The 18,173-nt window shown below is 40.0% G+C and carries 20 protein-coding genes; 13 read left to right on the plus strand and 7 right to left on the minus strand.

Features of this window, described 5'->3' with window-relative positions; genetic code table 11:
- Position 1 precedes the first annotated feature (1 nt).
- Positions 2-991: an octaprenyl diphosphate synthase gene (ispB, locus tag AC979_RS02915; protein ID WP_049372797.1), complete on the minus strand. Its 990-nt coding sequence runs from the start codon at positions 989-991 to the stop codon at positions 2-4.
- A gap of 229 nt (positions 992-1,220) precedes the next feature.
- Between ispB and rplU the strand changes: the two genes are divergently transcribed.
- The 4 genes from rplU (at position 1,221) to cgtA (ending at position 4,108) form a co-directional block, all read left to right on the plus strand.
- The gene (gene rplU / locus AC979_RS02920) at positions 1,221-1,532 is read left to right on the plus strand and encodes a 50S ribosomal protein L21 (RefSeq protein WP_005695431.1); all 312 of its coding nucleotides are present in this window, start codon (positions 1,221-1,223) and stop codon (positions 1,530-1,532) included.
- A gap of 20 nt (positions 1,533-1,552) precedes the next feature.
- Entirely contained in the window at positions 1,553-1,810 is a 258-nt protein-coding gene (gene rpmA, locus AC979_RS02925; RefSeq protein ID WP_005539872.1) for a 50S ribosomal protein L27, read from the plus strand.
- A gap of 180 nt (positions 1,811-1,990) precedes the next feature.
- A complete protein-coding gene (locus AC979_RS02930) occupies positions 1,991-2,908 on the plus strand; it encodes a DMT family transporter (RefSeq protein ID WP_049372798.1) in 918 nt (305 codons plus the stop codon).
- 27 nt (positions 2,909-2,935) lie between these two features.
- Positions 2,936-4,108: an Obg family GTPase CgtA gene (gene cgtA / locus AC979_RS02935; protein WP_049372799.1), complete on the plus strand. Its 1,173-nt coding sequence runs from the start codon at positions 2,936-2,938 to the stop codon at positions 4,106-4,108.
- A gap of 50 nt (positions 4,109-4,158) precedes the next feature.
- On the opposite strand, the gene ykgO is transcribed toward cgtA, so the two are convergent.
- The 4 genes from ykgO to arcA form a co-directional block, all read right to left on the minus strand.
- Positions 4,159-4,296: a type B 50S ribosomal protein L36 gene (ykgO, locus tag AC979_RS02940; protein WP_005695435.1), complete on the minus strand. Its 138-nt coding sequence runs from the start codon at positions 4,294-4,296 to the stop codon at positions 4,159-4,161.
- Between the two features lie 9 nt (positions 4,297-4,305).
- Positions 4,306-4,572 carry a type B 50S ribosomal protein L31 gene (locus AC979_RS02945; protein ID WP_014064115.1) on the minus strand — a complete coding sequence of 89 codons (267 nt, stop codon included), beginning with the start codon at positions 4,570-4,572 and terminating at the stop codon, positions 4,306-4,308.
- A gap of 160 nt (positions 4,573-4,732) precedes the next feature.
- Complete coding sequence (smpB, locus tag AC979_RS02950) at positions 4,733-5,215, minus strand: SsrA-binding protein SmpB (protein WP_014064114.1); 483 nt, start codon at positions 5,213-5,215, stop codon at positions 4,733-4,735.
- A gap of 112 nt (positions 5,216-5,327) precedes the next feature.
- Entirely contained in the window at positions 5,328-6,041 is a 714-nt protein-coding gene (gene arcA, locus AC979_RS02955; protein WP_049372800.1) for a two-component system response regulator ArcA, read from the minus strand.
- A gap of 179 nt (positions 6,042-6,220) precedes the next feature.
- On the opposite strand from arcA, the gene AC979_RS02960 reads away from it, so the two are divergent.
- The 9 genes from AC979_RS02960 to AC979_RS03000 all read left to right on the plus strand — a co-directional run bounded on the left by AC979_RS02960 (position 6,221) and on the right by AC979_RS03000 (position 15,916).
- Complete coding sequence (locus AC979_RS02960) at positions 6,221-7,987, plus strand: protein-disulfide reductase DsbD (protein WP_049372801.1); 1,767 nt, start codon at positions 6,221-6,223, stop codon at positions 7,985-7,987.
- Between the two features lie 116 nt (positions 7,988-8,103).
- Positions 8,104-8,502: a DoxX family protein gene (locus AC979_RS02965; RefSeq protein ID WP_049372802.1), complete on the plus strand. Its 399-nt coding sequence runs from the start codon at positions 8,104-8,106 to the stop codon at positions 8,500-8,502.
- Positions 8,503-8,681: 179 nt separating this feature from the next.
- The gene (purH, locus tag AC979_RS02970; RefSeq protein ID WP_049372803.1) at positions 8,682-10,280 is read left to right on the plus strand and encodes a bifunctional phosphoribosylaminoimidazolecarboxamide formyltransferase/IMP cyclohydrolase; all 1,599 of its coding nucleotides are present in this window, start codon (positions 8,682-8,684) and stop codon (positions 10,278-10,280) included.
- 184 nt (positions 10,281-10,464) lie between these two features.
- On the plus strand, positions 10,465-11,748 hold the full coding sequence (purD, locus tag AC979_RS02975) for a phosphoribosylamine--glycine ligase (protein ID WP_049372804.1): 1,284 nt from the start codon (positions 10,465-10,467) through the stop codon (positions 11,746-11,748).
- A 30-nt stretch (positions 11,749-11,778) separates the two neighbouring features.
- Positions 11,779-13,002, plus strand: coding sequence for a DUF711 family protein (locus AC979_RS02980; protein ID WP_049372805.1), 1,224 nt, complete (start codon positions 11,779-11,781; stop codon positions 13,000-13,002).
- A 63-nt stretch (positions 13,003-13,065) separates the two neighbouring features.
- Complete coding sequence (locus tag AC979_RS02985) at positions 13,066-13,611, plus strand: hypothetical protein (protein ID WP_049372806.1); 546 nt, start codon at positions 13,066-13,068, stop codon at positions 13,609-13,611.
- 79 nt (positions 13,612-13,690) lie between these two features.
- Complete coding sequence (locus AC979_RS02990) at positions 13,691-14,263, plus strand: hypothetical protein (protein ID WP_239657829.1); 573 nt, start codon at positions 13,691-13,693, stop codon at positions 14,261-14,263.
- Between the two features lie 115 nt (positions 14,264-14,378).
- Positions 14,379-15,641 carry a serine hydroxymethyltransferase gene (gene glyA, locus AC979_RS02995; RefSeq protein WP_049372808.1) on the plus strand — a complete coding sequence of 421 codons (1,263 nt, stop codon included), beginning with the start codon at positions 14,379-14,381 and terminating at the stop codon, positions 15,639-15,641.
- Positions 15,641-15,916, plus strand: a complete 276-nt coding sequence (locus tag AC979_RS03000; RefSeq protein WP_049372809.1) for a DUF1294 domain-containing protein — start codon at positions 15,641-15,643, stop codon at positions 15,914-15,916. Before glyA ends, AC979_RS03000 begins: the two co-directional genes overlap by 1 nt.
- Before the next feature lie 74 nt (positions 15,917-15,990).
- Here the strand turns inward: AC979_RS03000 and dsbB are convergent, their stop codons facing one another.
- Both dsbB and nhaB read right to left on the minus strand, forming a co-directional pair.
- Complete coding sequence (gene dsbB / locus AC979_RS03005) at positions 15,991-16,524, minus strand: disulfide bond formation protein DsbB (RefSeq protein WP_049372810.1); 534 nt, start codon at positions 16,522-16,524, stop codon at positions 15,991-15,993.
- Positions 16,525-16,543: 19 nt separating this feature from the next.
- Complete coding sequence (gene nhaB / locus AC979_RS03010; RefSeq protein WP_049372811.1) at positions 16,544-18,082, minus strand: Na(+)/H(+) antiporter NhaB; 1,539 nt, start codon at positions 18,080-18,082, stop codon at positions 16,544-16,546.
- Between the last annotated feature and the right edge of the window lie 91 nt (positions 18,083-18,173).

The raw sequence follows: 18,173 nt of genomic DNA on the forward strand, positions 1-18,173 counted from the left end.
ATTAATAAGTTCGGTCTACCGATAGATAAGCCAGTGAAATTAAGGCTTTTTTGTATTTGCTTTCAGGTAATAAGGCAATGGCATCGACTGCTTTTTGGGCTTCTTGTTTCGCGCGATCCATCGCGTAATCGAGGGATTTATGTTCTGCCATAATTGCAAGTACGTCATCGATCGCATCACGTTTTCCGCCTTGTTCAATGGCTTCGCGAATAAGTGCGGCTTGTTGTGGATTACCATGACGCATTGCGTGTAATAAAGGAAGAGTAGGTTTACCTTCGGCGAGGTCGTCACCCACATTTTTGCCTAATGCTGCAGCGTTTGCGCTGTAATCTAGCACGTCATCCACTAATTGGAATGCGGTACCAAGATAGCGACCATATTCTTGAAATGCGGTTTCAATTGATTTTTCAGCACCTGCAACAATTGCAACAGATTGTGCCGCCACCTCAAATAAGCGTGCCGTTTTACTATAAATCACACGCATATAGCTTTCTTCGGTGGTATCCGGATCATTCACGTTCATTAATTGTTGAACTTCACCTTCCGCCAACACGTTGGTGGCGTCAGCCATAATGCGAAGAATATCTAGCGATTGTAACTGCGCCACTAATTGGAATGCACGCGTATAAATGAAGTCTCCTACTAATACGCTAGCCGCATTACCAAAGGCAGAGTTTGCCGTTGCGCGACCACGACGCATATCCGATTCATCTACCACATCATCATGTAATAAAGAAGCAGTGTGAATAAATTCTACAAAGGTCGCACAAGTTGCTACTTTATCGCTTTCGTAGCCTAATGCACGCGCCGCTAAGACCGCAATAAGTGGTCGAATACGTTTTCCGCCACCTTGTACAATATAAAAACCAAGCTGATTAACCATCGGCACGTCTGAGTTAATTTGTGCTAAAATAGCTTGGTTGACTTTCTGCATATCCGCATCGGTTAATGCTTGGATTGCATGCATATCCATTAAATCTTGTTTGTTCATCTTCATTTGGTTCGATGGTTGTGTATATAAAAGAAAAGTGCGGTGAATTTTACCCGATTTTTCAAGGTTTCTGAAATTAAACTCGAGGAAAAGCGCTTTTTTTTATTTTATTGCAAATAAGTGCTTGCGATCGAGTTGTTTTTTCCGTAGAATTTGCGACCTATTTATATGAATTTTGAAGTGCGGACCGAAAATAGTAACGGAGAAGCACAATTATAGCGGAGTATTTATGTACGCAGTTTTCCAAAGTGGCGGTAAACAACACCGTGTGAGCGAAGGTCAAGTAGTTCGTTTAGAAAAACTTGAACTTGCAACTGGCGCAACAGTTGAGTTCGACTCAGTGTTGATGGTCGTTAATGGTGAAGATGTTAAAATTGGTGCACCAGTAGTAGCTGGCGCGAAAGTAGTGGCTGAAGTTGTGGCACAAGGTCGTGGCGATAAAGTTAAAATCGTTAAGTTCCGTCGTCGTAAACACAGCCGTAAACAACAAGGTCATCGTCAGTGGTTCACAGAAGTGAAAATCACTGGGATTCAAGCATAATTTCAGAGGAGATCAAGTAGATGGCAACTAAAAAAGCTGGTGGTTCAACTCGTAACGGTCGTGATTCTGAAGCTAAACGCCTTGGTGTTAAACGTTTCGGTGGCGAATCTGTATTAGCAGGTAGCATCATTGTACGTCAACGTGGTACTAAATTCCACGCAGGTAACAACGTAGGTATGGGTCGTGACCACACCTTATTTGCTACCGCTGACGGTAAAGTAAAATTTGAAGTGAAAGGCGAGAAAAGCCGTAAATACGTAAGTATTGTAACTGAATAATTTTACATCGATTTGATAAACGCCCCGCATTATCTGTGGGGCGTTTTCTTTGTTTTCTTACCTGTACAATCATTAATCAAATCTGTTATCTTGGCACTGTCATTCATTCTCTTCAATATTTCTTAGAATGAAATTTACCTGAATTCCTAGCTGTGCTTTAGCCAAATAAAGGAAGACATCATGAAACAACAACCTCTTCTAGGATTTCTATTTGCCTTAATTACAGCGATGGCATGGGGATCTTTACCTATTGCGTTAAAACAGGTTTTATCCGTGATGACGCCACAAACGATCGTGTGGTATCGCTTTATTGTGGCATTTCTAGCACTCTTTATTTTGCTTGCTTATAAGAAAAAATTGCCACAATTTTTGAAAGGCGGTCAATTTATTTGGTTGGTAGTAATTGGCGTCATAGGGTTGTCTGGTAACTTCTTCTTATTTAATAGCTCACTTAAGTTTATCGATCCTTCTTCGGCTCAAATTTTTATTCACTTTTCCTCTTTTGGCATGTTGATTTGTGGTCTTTTTGTCTTTAAAGAAAAGCTCGGATTACACCAAAAAATAGGTTTAGCCTTATTACTTGTAGGATTAGTGCTTTTCTTCAATGATAAGCTAGATGGGTTTCAAGGGGAAAGTCGCTATTTAACGGGTGTATTATTAAGTCTAGCGGGCTCGTTAATTTGGGTTGCTTATGGTATGGCACAGAAATTAATGCTTCGCCGTTTTAGTTCACCACAAATTTTATTAATGATTTATTTCGGTTGTCTTTTGGTATTTACGCCTGTTGCTAAATTTTCCCAAGTGAGAGAGCTCAGCCCGTTAGCATTCGGTTGTTTAGTTTATTGTTGCTTAAATACCTTATTTGGCTATGGCGCTTATGCTGAAGCCCTTAATCGTTGGGAAGTTTCTAAAGTAAGCGTTGTGATTACCTTAGTACCACTATTTACAATTTTCTTTGCTCATCTTGCGCATTATGCGAGCCCTGATAATTTTGCCGCGCCAGAATTAAATATGATTAGCTATATCGGGGCGTTTGTTGTAGTATGCGGAGCAATTTTGTCGGCAATCGGACATAAGTTATTACCGCAATCAAAGTAAAGTGCGGTTAAATATTGGAGAGTTTTTATGAAATTTATTGATGAAGCCCTGATTCGTGTGGAAGCAGGGGATGGTGGAAACGGTTGTGTAAGTTTCCGCCGTGAAAAATTTATCCCAAAAGGTGGCCCTGATGGCGGTGATGGCGGTGATGGCGGTGATGTTTATTTGGTTGCAGACGAAAACTTAAATACCTTGATCGATTATCGTTTTACGAAACGTTTTGCCGCAGAACGCGGTGAGAATGGCCATAGTTCAGATTGTACTGGTCGTCGCGGTAAAGATATTACGTTACGTGTGCCAGTGGGAACGCGTGCAATTGATAATGACACTAAAGAAGTACTTGGCGATTTAACAAAGCATGGCGCCAAAATGTTAGTGGCGAAAGGTGGTTATCATGGTTTAGGTAATACACGTTTCAAATCTTCAGTGAACCGTGCGCCTCGCCAAAAAACCATGGGGACACCAGGTGAAAAACGCGATTTATTATTAGAATTAATGCTTCTTGCGGATGTCGGGATGTTAGGTTTACCGAATGCGGGTAAATCTACCTTTATTCGTGCCGTTTCAGCTGCAAAACCAAAAGTCGCTGATTATCCATTTACCACTTTAGTGCCAAGTTTAGGTGTAGTGAAAGTGGATGAGAGCCATAGCTTTGTAGTGGCAGATATTCCTGGATTGATTGAAGGTGCATCGGATGGTGCGGGTTTAGGGATTCGTTTCTTAAAACACTTAGAACGTTGTCGTGTGTTAATTCATTTAGTAGATATTAACCCAATTGATGAATCCGATCCGGCAGATAATATTGCGATCATCGAGTCAGAATTATTCCAATATAGCGAAAAATTGGCAGATAAACCACGTTGGTTAGTCTTCAATAAAATTGATACGATGACAGAAGAAGAGGCGCATGAACGTGCTCAAGAGATTACCGAACGTCTTGGTTGGGAAGAAGGCTATCACCTTATTTCCGCCGCAACCGGTAAAAATGTGCCACCACTTTGTCGTGATATTATGGATTTCATTGAAGCAAATCCGCGTGACGTTGAAGTAGAAGAAAATAAACCAGAAGAAGTGAAATTCAAATGGGAAGATTACCATCAAGAACAACTCGCTGAACATCAATTTGATGATGAAGATGACGACTGGGATGATTGGGACGAAGAAGATGAAGAAGGCGTTGAATTTATTTACAAACCTTAATGCCTAAATGAAAAAAGAGCGGAAATTTGACCGCTCTTTTTTTATTGGGGTTAACCTTTCTTTTTCCCACCTTGACGCGCTTTAAAGCGAGGGTTGGTTTTCGAAATGACATAAACGACACCGTGGCGACGAACAATTTTGCAGCCAGGACGGTTTTTTGCGCTTTTGAGTGAAGATAATACTTTCATTGAATATTCCTATTTTGATTTAAATGCGCCAAATTTACCGTAACGGCTTGCAAATTCACTTGCACGACCTTCGTTACCAATTTGACGAGTTTTACCAGTATAAAACGGGTGGGAAGCAGATGAAGTATCACACATAAATACAGGGTATTCATTACCATCTTCCCATTTCATGGTGTTGTTAGTTTTAGCACAAGAACGGATCAGAAAGCCTTGTTTCGCGTTAGAATCATAAAATAAAACGGTACGATAATTTTCAGGGTGAATGCCTTTTTTCATTAGAGCTCCTTATATAACGAAAAGAATTGGGCGAAGATACTAATTCAAAAGAGAATGATTATCAATATAATTTTATTCATAATCATGAGAATTTTTTTCATATTGAGAAAAAGAAAAATGCCTTTCGGTTGAAAGGCATTTTGTCTGTTTGGAGGGGGAGTTATCCACGGTGCGCGTTTTTCATAATACGCTCTTTCGCCACTTTCCATTCACGCTCTTTAATATCATCACGTTTATCATGTTGTTTTTTACCTTTCGCAAGGCCGATTTTGATCTTTGCCCAAGGGCCTTTCCAATAAAGAGAAAGGGCAACAATGGTAAAACCATCACGGCTTGATTTACCGAAAAGATTATCCAGTTCACGTTTATTCAATAAAAGCTTACGTGTACGCGTCGGATCGCAAACCACGTGAGTAGAAGCCAAGCTTAATGGTTGAATGGTCGCACCAAATAAATAGGCTTCCCCGTTTTTAAAAATGATATAGCTGTCGCTGATATTGGCTTTACCTGCGCGCATTGATTTCACTTCCCAACCTTGTAATTCAAGGCCGGCTTCAATTTCATCTTCAATAAAATATTCGTGTCGAGCTCGTTTATTTAACGCAATGGTATTGGAGCCGACTTTGACTTTCTTCTTGGTCATTATTATCCGTTGTTCATTAATCTTAAATTGGTGTTGATTTTACCGAATCTCGCCGTGGATAGCAAAAAACAAAAGGCTGATTTGACTCAGCCTTTTATTACTAAATGATAGATTATTCTTCTAATTCACCACAGAAACGATAGCCTTCACCATGCACGGTAGCAATGATTTCTGGGGTATTAGGATGATCTTCAAAATGTTTTCGAATGCGACGAATTGTCACATCCACAGTACGATCTTGTGGTTTTAATTCACGTCCTGTCATTTTTAGCAATAATTCTTCACGAGTTTGCAATTTGCCAGGGTTTTCGCAGAAATGCAACATGGCACGGAATTCACTACGAGGCAGTTTAAATTCAACGCCTTCAGGTGTGATTAAATTGTGGCTATTTAAATCCAGCGTCCACCCATTAAAACGATAGTTCTCACGTTGTAAATGGGGTTCTTTGCCATTTAGTGTCATGGTACGATGTAATAAATTTCTCGCACGAATGGTGAGCTCTCTTGGGTTAAATGGCTTAGTGAGATAATCATCTGCCCCAATTTCCAAGCCTAAAATTTTATCGACCTCGTTATCTCGTCCCGTGAGGAAGATTAATGGAATTGCAGCTTTCTCACGTAATTCACGCCCCAGTAATAAACCATTTTTACCAGGTAAGTTGATATCTAATACGATGAGATTGACCGTTTCTGAGTTTAACTGACGATACATTTCCGCACCATCTTGTGCTTGTAATACCTCATAGCCCTCAGCTTCAAAAATTCCTTTTAACGTATTACGGGTTACCGCTTCATCTTCCACGATGAGAATTTTTGGGGTAGCCATTCGTTGCTCCTTGTTATTCTTTGTTATGGGCATATTCTATAATTGTAACATTGCTGTAACAACAGAAAAGTGCGGTCATTGTTTAAATTACATTTAATTTTATGATCTAAGTCATAAATTATTAACATTCTTTTGAACTATGCTAGAATTTTAGTAGGAACAATAGTTGGAACTTTATGATGAAGCGAATTCTTCTTTTTTTATTTTTTATTTTTACCGCTCTTTCCACTCAAGCCGGTCTTTTTGATAAGAAACCGGCTTTCTTACCTGTGGATGACGCTTTTCAATTTTCAGCTGCGAAAAGCGAGAATCAAGAAAATGTGATCGTCAATTGGTCGATAGCAGAAGGGTATTATCTCTATCAAGAAAAAATATCCGTGAAGCTCAACCAAGAGGAAACCTCATCATTTGATGTGCCGACATTTTCTATTTCACCTGAAGATTATAACGATCCTTATTTTGGCTTAATGAAGATTTTTAAAAAGCCCGTGCAAGCTATTTTTAAAGCAAGCCATCCGCCATTAAAAGCCGAAGATGTGGTTGAAATTGCTTACCAAGGTTGTACATCGGGCTTTTGTTATCCGCCTGAAGTGAAAGAAATCAAAGTGGCGGATTTGCCAGTTGCACAGATCGCTAATACTGAAAAAACATCGGAAAAATCGACCGCACTTTCCGCACAACCTAAAGCAGAGCAAGATCGTTTAGCGGAAAGCTTATTTAATAGCAAATATGCCGTATTTGGCTTTTTCTTATTGGGCTTAGGTTTGGCTTTTACCCCTTGTGTGTTGCCAATGCTGCCGTTGCTTTCAGCGATAGTGATTGGTCAAAATCAACGCCCTAATATGTGGCGCGCTTTCGCATTAAGTTTTGTGTATGTGCAGGGAATGGCGCTGACTTATACCTTATTAGGCTTAATTGTCGCTGCAATTGGTTTGCCATTCCAAGTGGCGTTGCAACATCCTTACGTGATGATTGGCTTATCAATCATCTTTGTCTTGTTAGCGTTATCGATGTTCGGTGTATTCACTTTACAGCTTCCAAGCTCCTTACAAACAAAACTGTCTTTACTTAGCCAACAGCAAAAAGCTGGTGCCTTTGGTGGCGTGTTCTTAATGGGGATGATTGCAGGGCTTGTGGCTTCGCCTTGTACGTCAGCACCGCTTTCTGGCGCCTTGCTTTATGTGGCGCAGAGTGGTGATTTATTTACGGGTGCGCTCACGCTTTATTTGCTCGCGTTGGGTATGGGCGTACCGCTGATTTTAATCACTTTATTTGGGAATAAAATCTTGCCTAAATCAGGCATGTGGATGGAAACCGTTAAAAAGCTCTTTGGCTTTGTGATGCTCGCGTTACCAGTATTCTTAATTTCTCGTATTTTGCCGGATGAATGGACACCAAGATTATGGGCGATGCTCGGTACCGCATTTTTCATCTGGTTTGCTTTCCAAATGCCGAAAAATGGCACAGGTTGGGTATTCCGAATTCTCTTTTTAGTGGCAGCAATGATTAGTGTTAAACCGCTTCAAGCTTGGGTTTGGGGTGAAAACTCAATACCAAGTGCGCTCGAAAATAAAGCGGTTTCTCATGTTGAATTTAAGAAAGTGAAAAGTGAAGCTGAATTACAACAAGCACTGTCAGAAAATAACAAATCGCTTGTAATGCTCGATCTTTATGCGGATTGGTGTGTCGCTTGTAAAGAGTTTGAAAAAGAAACATTCAGTGATCAAAGTGTACAAAAAGCCTTTGGTGACATGCTGCTCCTTCAGGTTGATATGACAAAAAACTCCGAAGAAAACCGCGCTTTAATGGCAAAATATAAAGTGTTAGGTTTACCGACTATTTTGTTCTTTAACCGAGATGGAAAAGAAATTGAGGGGAGTCGTGTTAACGGATTCATGCCACCAGTTGAGTTTTTACAATGGATTGAGAAAATCAGTAAAGCATAAAATTATTTCCTAATAGTAAAAAGTCCTTTTCGATTTGAGGTATTGTTTGGCTTTGAGTTAATCATTAATATACACCCCGTTCTCAAATCACTTTTTATTTTTATTAGGAAAACTTTATGAAAAACTTAGAAAAATACTCTCCGTATGTTTTAGCTTTATTACGTATCGTCGCCGCGTATATGTTTATCTTACACGGCACAGCGAAATTCTGGGAATTCCCAATTTCAATGACGGGCGGTAACGGCGCAGTGGGCGATCCACTGATGATTGTCGGTGGGGTAATTGAGATTGTCGGCTCAATCCTATTAATTTTAGGTTTATTTGTTCGCCCAGCGGCATTTATTCTTTCAGGTCAAATGGCTTATGCGTATTTCTTTATGCACGCTGCAGGTAAAGGGAATTTATTCTTCCCAATCGCGAACGGTGGTGAACTTGCTTTACTTTACTCTCTCGTGTTCTTCTATTTTGTGTTTGCTGGTGCTGGTGCATTTTCTCTAGACAATCGCAAACGTTAATCAATTATCTCATTCATTTATTGCTCGCATTTCGCGGGCTTTTTTATTTTTAAAATCGTTTAAATAAATCACCGCACTTTTAAGTGCGCTTACCAGAAAAATTTTTTCTACATAAACGCAAACGTTTGCGCTATAATTCCCCCCGCTTATTTTTAACCATTTAATGAAAGGAAAATGTAATGACAGATCGTCCAATTCGTCAGGCTTTACTGAGTGTTTCTGATAAAACCGGTATCGTAGAATTTGCTCAAGGCTTAGTACAGCGTGGTGTAAAACTACTTTCCACAGGCGGTACCGCAAAATTATTGGAGCAACATGGTTTACCGGTGACAGAAGTGTCTGATTATACGGGATTCCCAGAAATGATGGACGGTCGTGTGAAAACCTTACATCCAAAAGTACATGGCGGTATTCTTGGTCGTCGTGGTACAGATGACGCTATCATGCAGCAACATGGCATAGAAGGCATTGATATGGTCGTTGTGAATTTATATCCATTTGCCGCAACAGTAGCGAAGCCAAATTGTACGTTAGAAGACGCAGTAGAAAATATCGATATTGGTGGACCAACCATGGTGCGTTCTGCAGCGAAAAACCATAAAGATGTGGCGATCGTGGTGAATAATCATGATTTTAACAATATTCTTGCTGAAATGGATAAACACAACAACAGCCTAACACTTGAAACTCGTTTTGACCTTGCGATTAAAGCATTTGAACATACCGCTCAATATGATTCTATGATTGCCAACTATTTTGGACAAATGGTGAAACCATATCATGTAGCAGAGGAAGAAGACGCGAATGCGAAGTGCGGTCAATTCCCACGTACTTTAAACCTTAACTTCGTTCGTAAACAAACTATGCGTTACGGCGAGAACTCCCATCAAAATGCGGCTTTCTACGTTGATTTAAATGTGAAAGAAGCGAGCGTAGCCACCGCTCATCAATTACAAGGTAAAGCCTTGTCTTACAATAATATTGCTGACACTGATGCAGCACTTGAATGCGTGAAAGAATTTGATGAGCCGGCTTGCGTGATCGTTAAACATGCGAATCCATGCGGTGTGGCTTTAGGCAAAGATATTTTAGAAGCTTATAACCGTGCTTACCAAACCGATCCAACTTCTGCATTTGGCGGCATTATTGCTTTCAACCGTGAATTAGACGAAAAAACAGCGACTGAAATCGTGGAGCGCCAATTTGTTGAAGTGATTATTGCGCCGAAAGTATCAGCTGAAGCGCAAGAAGTGGTGAAACGTAAGAAAAATGTTCGTTTACTTGAATGTGGTGAATGGACTTCATGTTCTGAACGTCTAGATTTTAAACGTGTAAACGGCGGTTTATTAGTACAAGATGCGGATTTAGGCATGGTTGGTGTGGATGATTTAAAAGTGGTAAGTAAACGTCAGCCAACTGAACAAGAACTAAAAGACTTATTGTTCTGCTGGAAAGTGGCGAAATTTGTGAAATCAAATGCCATTGTTTATGCTAAAGATAATCAAACTATCGGCATCGGTGCTGGCCAAATGAGCCGTGTATATTCTGCGAAGATTGCAGGGATTAAGGCACAGGATGAAGGTTTAACTGTAGCCGGTTGTGTGATGGCATCTGATGCATTCTTCCCATTCCGTGACGGTATTGATGCAGCGGCGAAAGTGGGAATTCAATGTGTTATCCATCCAGGTGGTTCAATGCGCGATCAAGAAGTCATCGATGCAGCGGATGAACATAATATGGTGATGGTATTAACTGGAATGCGTCATTTTAGACATTAATTTATCTAACTATCCCCCTCTTTAGCAAAGAGGGGAAGGGGAGATTTGGCAGAAGTGATTTCAAGCTCATACTAAATTCAATATCGTTTAAATCTCCCCCTAGCCCCCTCTTTACAAAAGAGGGGGGAATTACAGGAAAAAATAGCCGCACTTTTTTAAATTAGGCATACGCAAGGACTATAACATGAACATCCTCATCATCGGAAATGGCGGTCGTGAACACGCCTTAGCATGGAAAGCAGCGCAATCTCCATTGGCAGACAAAGTTTTCGTCGCACCGGGCAATGCGGGGACAGCATTAGAACACAAAGTAGAAAACGTGAATATTGCTGCAACAGATATCCCTGCTTTAGTGAAATTTGCTCAAGATAAACAAATTGGATTAACCATTGTTGGCCCTGAAGCCCCATTAGTAATTGGGGTAGTCGATGCATTTCGGGCTGCAGGATTAAAAATTTTTGGTCCAACTCAAGCGGCTGCACAATTGGAAGGTTCAAAAGCATTTACCAAAGATTTCCTCGCTCGTCATAAAATCCCAACGGCAGAATATCAAAACTTTACCGAAGTTGAGCCTGCGTTAGCGTACTTGCGTGAGAAAGGTGCGCCAATTGTCGTAAAAGCGGATGGTTTGGCGGCGGGCAAAGGCGTAATTGTTGCAATGACATTGCAAGAAGCGGAAGAGGCTGTACGTGATATGCTTTCTGGCAATGCCTTTGGCGAAGCGGGTAACCGAGTAGTGATTGAAGAGTTTCTAGATGGCGAAGAAGCAAGTTTTATTGTCATGGTAGATGGTAAAAACGTCGAACCTATGGCAACTAGTCAAGATCATAAACGCGTGGGTGAAAATGATACAGGCTTAAATACTGGCGGTATGGGGGCTTATTCACCTGCGCCAGTGGTAACACCAGAAATTCATGATCGCATTATGCGTGAAGTGATTTATCCAACGGTCAATGGCATGGCTGCGGAAGGCAATGTTTACACAGGTTTCTTGTATGCCGGATTAATGATCATGCCAAATGGTCAGCCGAAAGTAATTGAATTTAACTGTCGTTTTGGTGATCCGGAAACGCAACCGATTATGCTACGCCTTGAATCAGATCTCGTTGAGCTTTGCCTTAAAGCTTGCGAGGGAAAATTGGATGAAGTGAAATCCCAATGGAATCCAAAAGCGTCCTTAGGTATTGTGTTAGCTGCAGAGGGGTATCCAGGCGATTATCGCAAGGGCGATGAAATCACCGGTTTGCCACAAAGTGTGGTCGAAAATGAGAAAGTTTTCTTAGCGGGTGTTGCAGAACAAGAAGGTAAGTTAGTCACGAACGGCGGTCGTGTGCTTTGTGTTACTGCGTTAGGCGAAAGCGTATTTGAAGCACAACAAAAAGCCTTAAAACTCGCTGAGCAAATTCAATGGACTGGACGTTTTTATCGTCGAGATATTGGTCATCGTGCCGTCGCTCGTGAACAATAAAAATTAACTACTTTAATGGTAAGGGCTCGAATGGATTATAAAAATAAGGAATTATGTCGTCTTCGTACCATAAGTTTTTTTCTGACGTTACATAAAGATAAAACGCAATGGGAAGACGCCCTTTATTCGGTGAAACGTGATGTGGATTTGTTATTGCCTGCTGTGCAGAAAGCTGGTTATACCTTGCAATCGATTCGAGTCATTACCAATCCTTTTGGTGAATATTTGGATTTAACCAATTTGCAAACAGCAAAAGCAGATTTGCAGTATTTAACAGAGTTACTGAATAAGTTTAATGAAAGTGGCATTCGTCTTCGATTTGCGATAGGTGCGGCGAGAAATAAAGAGGAAATCGCGTTATTGCCAGAGTTAATCGCAGCTTATGGCGACTTGTGTAATGCTTGTGTTAATGTGCCATTAGATGAAAATGGCGTGTTAGATAATGAACTTATCGAGCAATCTGTTTATGCGGTACAACGAATTGCCAATATTACCCCACGTGGCGAAGGTAATTTTAACTTTACGGTGAATTTTAACTGCAAGCCATTTATTCCTTATTTCCCCGCCGGTTATCATCTAAGTCATTTACCAAATAGTTTTGTCATTGGGTTAGAAACACCAGATTTATTAGTCGAAGTATTAAAATCTGTACCAAAATCGTCTCATAATGAATTTTACGCGGATTGTTATCGAGCGATGTCTCAGGCTCTGCAATATCATGTAGATCAAGTATTAGAGATGCTAAGTGCGGTCAAATTATCGGGCAAATTTGAATTTGCAGGCATTGATAGTTCGGCTGCACCATCGAAAAATTGTGTATCCATGACAAAAGTGTATGAATTAATGGGATTGCCCTATTTTGGTGCAGCTGGTTCAGTAGAGGTTTCAGCCTTACTGACAAAAGTGTTTAAATCAATCCAACGTGTACCATTGGTTGGGTTTTCCGGATTAATGTTGGCGGTGACAGAAGATTTAGGTTTAGCCGAAGGGACACAAAAACACTATTTCGATATTCGATCTTTACTGACTTATAGCGCTGTATGTGGTATCGGTTTAGACACAGTCCCAGTGGAGGGAAATGCTAAGGCTGAAAGCATCGCGGCGATTATGCGTGATACGGGGACGATGGCATTTCGCTTAAATAAACCGCTAACTGTGCGTTTATTCCCGATTCCAAATAAGGTTGCAGGTGAAATATCAGAATTTGAAAGTGATGATTTATGCAACTGCCGCCTTTTGCGTATTCCAGATTAAACAAAATTTTCCCTACTTTGTAGTGATGAATGTTATCCCTACAGTCAATAAAAGGAGTATCTTATGAGAAAGTTAATATTGGGTAGTATCGTCGCAGTATTATTAACAGGTTGTGCCGGGGCTTCAAGCGTTTCAAAAAGCTCAACGTTAGATGGCGAGTGGATTTGTCATACGATCCCGACGAAAGATAAACAAACTTATGATCGTTTAGATCATTTTGTTTTGAAATCTGATGGAACCGGGCTATTGCGAGGCATTTCTAGCATTGAATTAGATAGAGAGAGCACAATTCGTTATTTAACCAAAGGTAAGGTGAAATGGCAGGCTCAAAATAATGTCTTGAGTTTCGATTTTATCGATCGTGCTATGGTGCCGGCTCATAGTAAAAATGTGGCTAAAGTCATCAAGCAAAATAAAGCTTTACAAAAACAAGAAAAAGAAGAGTTGGCAGCATTTTATAGTAAATCAGCTAATCATACGGATATGCCAATTGAACTGAAAAAAAATGGCAATCAACTTATTCTCGGTAAGGATTATGCGACCTGTCGACGAGTCACCGAGAATGACAAGGACATTCAGTTATTAAATAAGTGGTTTGTGAAGAAATAGGCACGATTAAGAAAAACAAATACGATTTCAACCGCACTTTATTTTTAGGAGCGGATATCTGATTAATAAAAGGAGAATTATGATGAGAAAATTAGTATTAAGTAGTCTTGTCGCAGTATTGTTATCGGGATGTGCAACGGCACATCAACAAACAGAACAGGAAAAAGCCTTAGTCGGCGATTGGATTTGCCATGTAAAACCTGCAGCCAAATCCCCTTTACCTGTTGAGCATTTTGATTATGTCACTTATCGAGCGGATCAAACTGTGCTGATGCGTGGTATCTCTCAGATTGATACAAAAGAAGGCTGGATGCGTTATTTATTGCAAGCTAAAGCCAAATGGCAGGCGAATGATGGCAAGTTAAGTTATGACTTTACGGATCGTCTATTTAAAACAGCGCATTCACCACAAGTCGCGAAAATTATTGAACAATCTCCAGAATTTAAAGAATTAGATAAGGAATTTGTTTCACCTTGTAATAGCTGCGGTAATCATTTGGAGATGAAGATTAAAATGAAAAGCCCAACAAGGATGACAAATTTTAATACCTATACGAAAGAAACCAGCCAATGCCGTAAACTGGAAGCTGGTGAGAAAACAAAAGAAGTTAAACTAATTGAAAAGTTAGTGAAAGAAAAAGGCTCGATTTAGATAAATGAATGTTTTTCATTGTAATAATGAAAAATATGATCGAAATTTTTGATTAAGTTTTTACTTGGAAACAGGTAAACTATACACAAATAATTCAAACAACGAGGAAAACACAATGTTTAAAAAAAGTATGAACATCGCTGATTACGATCCGGTTCTATGGCAAGCCATTCAGGGCGAAAATCGTCGTCAAGAAGAGCATATCGAGCTTATCGCATCTGAAAACTATGCGAGCCCACGCGTAATGGAAGCGCAAGGTTCACAGTTTACTAACAAGTATGCTGAAGGCTACCCAGGTAAACGTTACTACGGCGGTTGTGAGTACGCAGACATTGTAGAGCAGTTAGCGATTGATCGTGCTAAAGAGTTGTTTGGTGCGGATTATGTAAACGTACAACCACATTCTGGTTCACAAGCTAATGCGGCGGTATATGGTGCATTAATCAATGCGGGCGATACCATTTTAGGGATGGATTTAGCACACGGTGGTCACTTAACCCACGGGGCGAAAGTGAGCTTCTCCGGTAAAATCTATAATTCTGTACTTTATGGTATCACTGCTGATGGTTTAATTGACTATGAAGATGTGCGTCAAAAAGCATTAGAACATAAACCAAAAATGATCGTGGCAGGTTTCTCTGCTTATTCTCAAGTAGTAGATTGGAAAAAAATGCGTGAAATCGCCGATGAAGTGGGCGCATATTTATTTGTGGATATGGCGCACGTTGCAGGTTTAATCGCAGCAGGTTTATATCCAAACCCATTACCATATGCACATGTTGTCACAACAACTACCCATAAAACCTTAGGTGGTCCACGTGGTGGTTTAATCCTTTCTTCTTGCGGTGATGAAGAGCTTTATAAACGCTTACAATCTTCTGTTTTCCCTGCAAACCAAGGTGGTCCATTAGTTCACATTATTGCGGCGAAAGCAGTATGTTTCAAAGAAGCGTTAGAACCAGCTTATAAAGAATACCAAGCAAACGTGATTAAAAATGCGAAAGCAATGGTAGAAGTGTTTAAACAACGTGGTTATGACGTGGTTTCAAACGGCACAGAAAACCATTTATTCTTAGTGAGCTTCATCAAACAAGGCTTAACCGGTAAAGCGGCTGATGCTGCGTTAGGTAAAGCGAATATCACGGTGAATAAAAACTCAGTACCAAATGACCCACAAAAACCATTTGTGACCTCTGGTATTCGTGTCGGTACACCAGCAGTGACTCGTCGTGGTTTTAATGAACAAGACTGTCGTGAGTTAGCCAGCTGGATGTGTGATGTATTAGATGCATTAGGCAAAGAAAACGAAGAACAAGTGATTGCAGCAACCAAAGAAAAAGTATTGGCAATCTGCAAACGTCTTCCAGTTTACGCATAATGCTGATTCAGCTTTTATTTGTGATGTTAGCGGCGGTGAATATCGCCGCTTATTTTTTAATGTGGAAAGACAAAGTCCGCGCGGTTCGTCATGGCTGGCGAATTTCTGAAAATACTTTCTTTCTATTAAGCCTGCTTGGTGGTTTTATTGGTGTTTATTGCGGGATGAAACGCTTTCGTCATAAAACCAAACACTTCAGTTTTAAATTTGTTGTTATTCTCAGTGCCTTTATTTGGTTGATCTTAATGCCTTATTGGTATTTCTTTCTTGAATAATGTTGAGTACAGAATGACTTTCAGTAATAAAAAAGCCTAGAGAATATCTCTAGGCTTTTTAGTATGCGATTAGACTACTTAAAAATGAGACGTCGATTTCGACTTTTCTTCACTTGTGAAAGTGTAATTAATCCCAACACAATGATATAGACAGCGAAAATAAATACCAACCATTGCACCATCGTGATGCCGAAAAGTGACCATTGGCTTTCATTACAGCTACCTGTTGGATTGAACACCGCAGGTAGCCATTTATGGAATGGTAACGTTTCTGGAAAGTTTGGTATAAATTCACATTGTTTCCATGGCGCAGGGTTCATTTGTAAATCAAGATGACGAATGGAAATCATTAATCCTTTGATTGCACTAAATAAACCCATAATAAGAGCAAGTATGCGGACAATAAGCGAACTAGGGGCTAAGGCGCCGATAAAACCAGCAATAAATAACCCTACCATAGCTAAACGTTCGTAAACACAAAGTACGCAAGGTTGTAAACCCATGCCGTATTGAAAGTAAAGTGCGGTCGATTCTAAGGCAAATGCGGAAAATGCCAAAAAGATCCACGCTGAACGTTTAAGGGATAATTGCTTAAAAAAGTCGAGCATTCTTTCTCCTTATGCTTCATTAAATTGGAAGAATTAAGCCAAGGTTTGCAAGCCAAATCGTCATTCCTGGTAGGATAAATTCGATTGCAAGGAAACCAACTAGCGTTAATATGATAGTGTAAGGCAATGCCATGTAGACCATTCTACCATAAGAAAGTTTAATTAACGGTGCAAGCGATGATGTTAATAAGAACAAGAATGCTGCTTGACCATTTGGTGTAGCGACAGAAGGTAAGTTTGTACCTGTATTGATTGCTACCGCAAGTAATTCAAATTGGTGCGGTGCAATTGCGCCTGTCGCAAGGGCATGTTTCGCTTCATTGATATAAACTGTTGCTACGAATACGTTATCAGAAATCGCAGACAGTAAACCGTTGAAACAGTAGAATAATGCTAACTGTGTTTTCTCTTCAGAACTTAATACAAAGTGAATAATTGGCGCAAAGAGTTTTTGATCGATAATCACCGCAACGACAGAGAAAAATACGACTAATAATGCCGTGAAAGGTAAACTTTCTTGGAATGCTTTACCAATAGCGTGTTCATCAGTTACACCAGTAAAGGTTGTTGCAAGGATAATCACACTTAAACCAATCATGCCTACAGCCGCTAAGTGGAAGGCTAAACCTAAGATCAACCAAACCGCGATAACCGCTTGGACAGAAAGACGAATCTTATCTTGTTTAGACATTTTTTGTGCGTTTTCACGATCTAAATCCGCTAAGACTTGCCATACTTCTTCCGGTAGTTTTTCACCATAACCGAATAATTTAAATTTTTCGACTAAAATACAAGTGAGTAATCCGCAGATAAATACAGGGACTGTCACAGGAGCCATACGGAAGAAAAATTCAATGAAATTCCATTTGGCTTGTTCTGCAATGATTAAGTTTTGTGGTTCACCCACCATGGTCATTACACCACCGAGTGCAGTACCGACACCAGCATGCATCATTAAGCTACGTAAGAAAGAGCGGAATTTTTCGAGAGTTTCGTGATTTTTAATTTTGTTATCATCGGAAATATCAACCGCATCTTGTAGTGTTTTACCTGATGCGACTTTGTGATAAACCCCATAGAAACCCATGGCAACACTGATGATTACAGCCACAACAGTTAGTGCATCTAAGAAAGCTGAAAGAAATGCTGCACTAAAACAGAATGCTAAAGATAGAACGATTTTAGAACGGATACGCACTAATAATTTGGTGAAGACATAAAGCAAAAGTTGCTTCATAAAATAAATGCCGGCGACCATGAAGATTAAAAGTAAAACCACTTCAAAGTTTGCCACGATCTCCGCTTTAACGTGTTCGGCATTCGTCATGCCAATGGCAATGGCTTCAAATGCTAATAAACCACCTGGTTGAAGAGGGTAGCATTTTAATGCCATGGCTAGCGTGAAAATAAACTCTGCAACGAGTAGCCAGCCTGCAAAAAATGGACTAACAAAAAAGAATAAAATCGGGTTAATTACCAAGAAGGCAATAATGGTTAATTTATACCAATCTGGACTTGCGCCCAGAAAGTTTTTCATGAATGCTTGTGTGTAAGTCATATCGAACTCCGTTTTTTTATAGTCCTGTCATTGTAATATATACTGCTTTAAAGGATAATAGACCAGTTGAAGATTTATTGAATAAATCACA

This window comes from Parahaemophilus parainfluenzae (assembly GCF_001053575.1).
GTDB lineage: Bacteria > Pseudomonadota > Gammaproteobacteria > Enterobacterales > Pasteurellaceae > Haemophilus_D > Haemophilus_D parainfluenzae_S.

Excerpts from the sequence above, each read along its gene's own strand:
- AC979_RS02945 (WP_014064115.1), bottom strand. The coding sequence starts at position 4,572 with ATGAAAAAAGGCATTCACCCTGAAAATTATCGTACCGTTTTATTTTAT.
- AC979_RS02990 (WP_239657829.1), top strand. The coding sequence starts at position 13,691 with ATGATGAGAAAATTAGTATTAAGTAGTCTTGTCGCAGTATTGTTATCG.
- rplU (WP_005695431.1), top strand. The coding sequence starts at position 1,221 with ATGTACGCAGTTTTCCAAAGTGGCGGTAAACAACACCGTGTGAGCGAA.
- rpmA (WP_005539872.1), top strand. The coding sequence starts at position 1,553 with ATGGCAACTAAAAAAGCTGGTGGTTCAACTCGTAACGGTCGTGATTCT.
- purD (WP_049372804.1), top strand. The coding sequence starts at position 10,465 with ATGAACATCCTCATCATCGGAAATGGCGGTCGTGAACACGCCTTAGCA.
- AC979_RS02980 (WP_049372805.1), top strand. The coding sequence starts at position 11,779 with ATGGATTATAAAAATAAGGAATTATGTCGTCTTCGTACCATAAGTTTT.
- nhaB (WP_049372811.1), bottom strand. The coding sequence starts at position 18,082 with ATGACTTACACACAAGCATTCATGAAAAACTTTCTGGGCGCAAGTCCA.
- glyA (WP_049372808.1), top strand. The coding sequence starts at position 14,379 with ATGTTTAAAAAAAGTATGAACATCGCTGATTACGATCCGGTTCTATGG.
- cgtA (WP_049372799.1), top strand. The coding sequence starts at position 2,936 with ATGAAATTTATTGATGAAGCCCTGATTCGTGTGGAAGCAGGGGATGGT.
- smpB (WP_014064114.1), bottom strand. The coding sequence starts at position 5,215 with ATGACCAAGAAGAAAGTCAAAGTCGGCTCCAATACCATTGCGTTAAAT.
- purH (WP_049372803.1), top strand. The coding sequence starts at position 8,682 with ATGACAGATCGTCCAATTCGTCAGGCTTTACTGAGTGTTTCTGATAAA.
- ispB (WP_049372797.1), bottom strand. The coding sequence starts at position 991 with ATGAACAAACAAGATTTAATGGATATGCATGCAATCCAAGCATTAACC.
- AC979_RS02985 (WP_049372806.1), top strand. The coding sequence starts at position 13,066 with ATGAGAAAGTTAATATTGGGTAGTATCGTCGCAGTATTATTAACAGGT.
- dsbB (WP_049372810.1), bottom strand. The coding sequence starts at position 16,524 with ATGCTCGACTTTTTTAAGCAATTATCCCTTAAACGTTCAGCGTGGATC.
- ykgO (WP_005695435.1), bottom strand. The coding sequence starts at position 4,296 with ATGAAAGTATTATCTTCACTCAAAAGCGCAAAAAACCGTCCTGGCTGC.
- AC979_RS02960 (WP_049372801.1), top strand. The coding sequence starts at position 6,221 with ATGAAGCGAATTCTTCTTTTTTTATTTTTTATTTTTACCGCTCTTTCC.
- AC979_RS03000 (WP_049372809.1), top strand. The coding sequence starts at position 15,641 with ATGCTGATTCAGCTTTTATTTGTGATGTTAGCGGCGGTGAATATCGCC.
- AC979_RS02965 (WP_049372802.1), top strand. The coding sequence starts at position 8,104 with ATGAAAAACTTAGAAAAATACTCTCCGTATGTTTTAGCTTTATTACGT.
- AC979_RS02930 (WP_049372798.1), top strand. The coding sequence starts at position 1,991 with ATGAAACAACAACCTCTTCTAGGATTTCTATTTGCCTTAATTACAGCG.
- arcA (WP_049372800.1), bottom strand. The coding sequence starts at position 6,041 with ATGGCTACCCCAAAAATTCTCATCGTGGAAGATGAAGCGGTAACCCGT.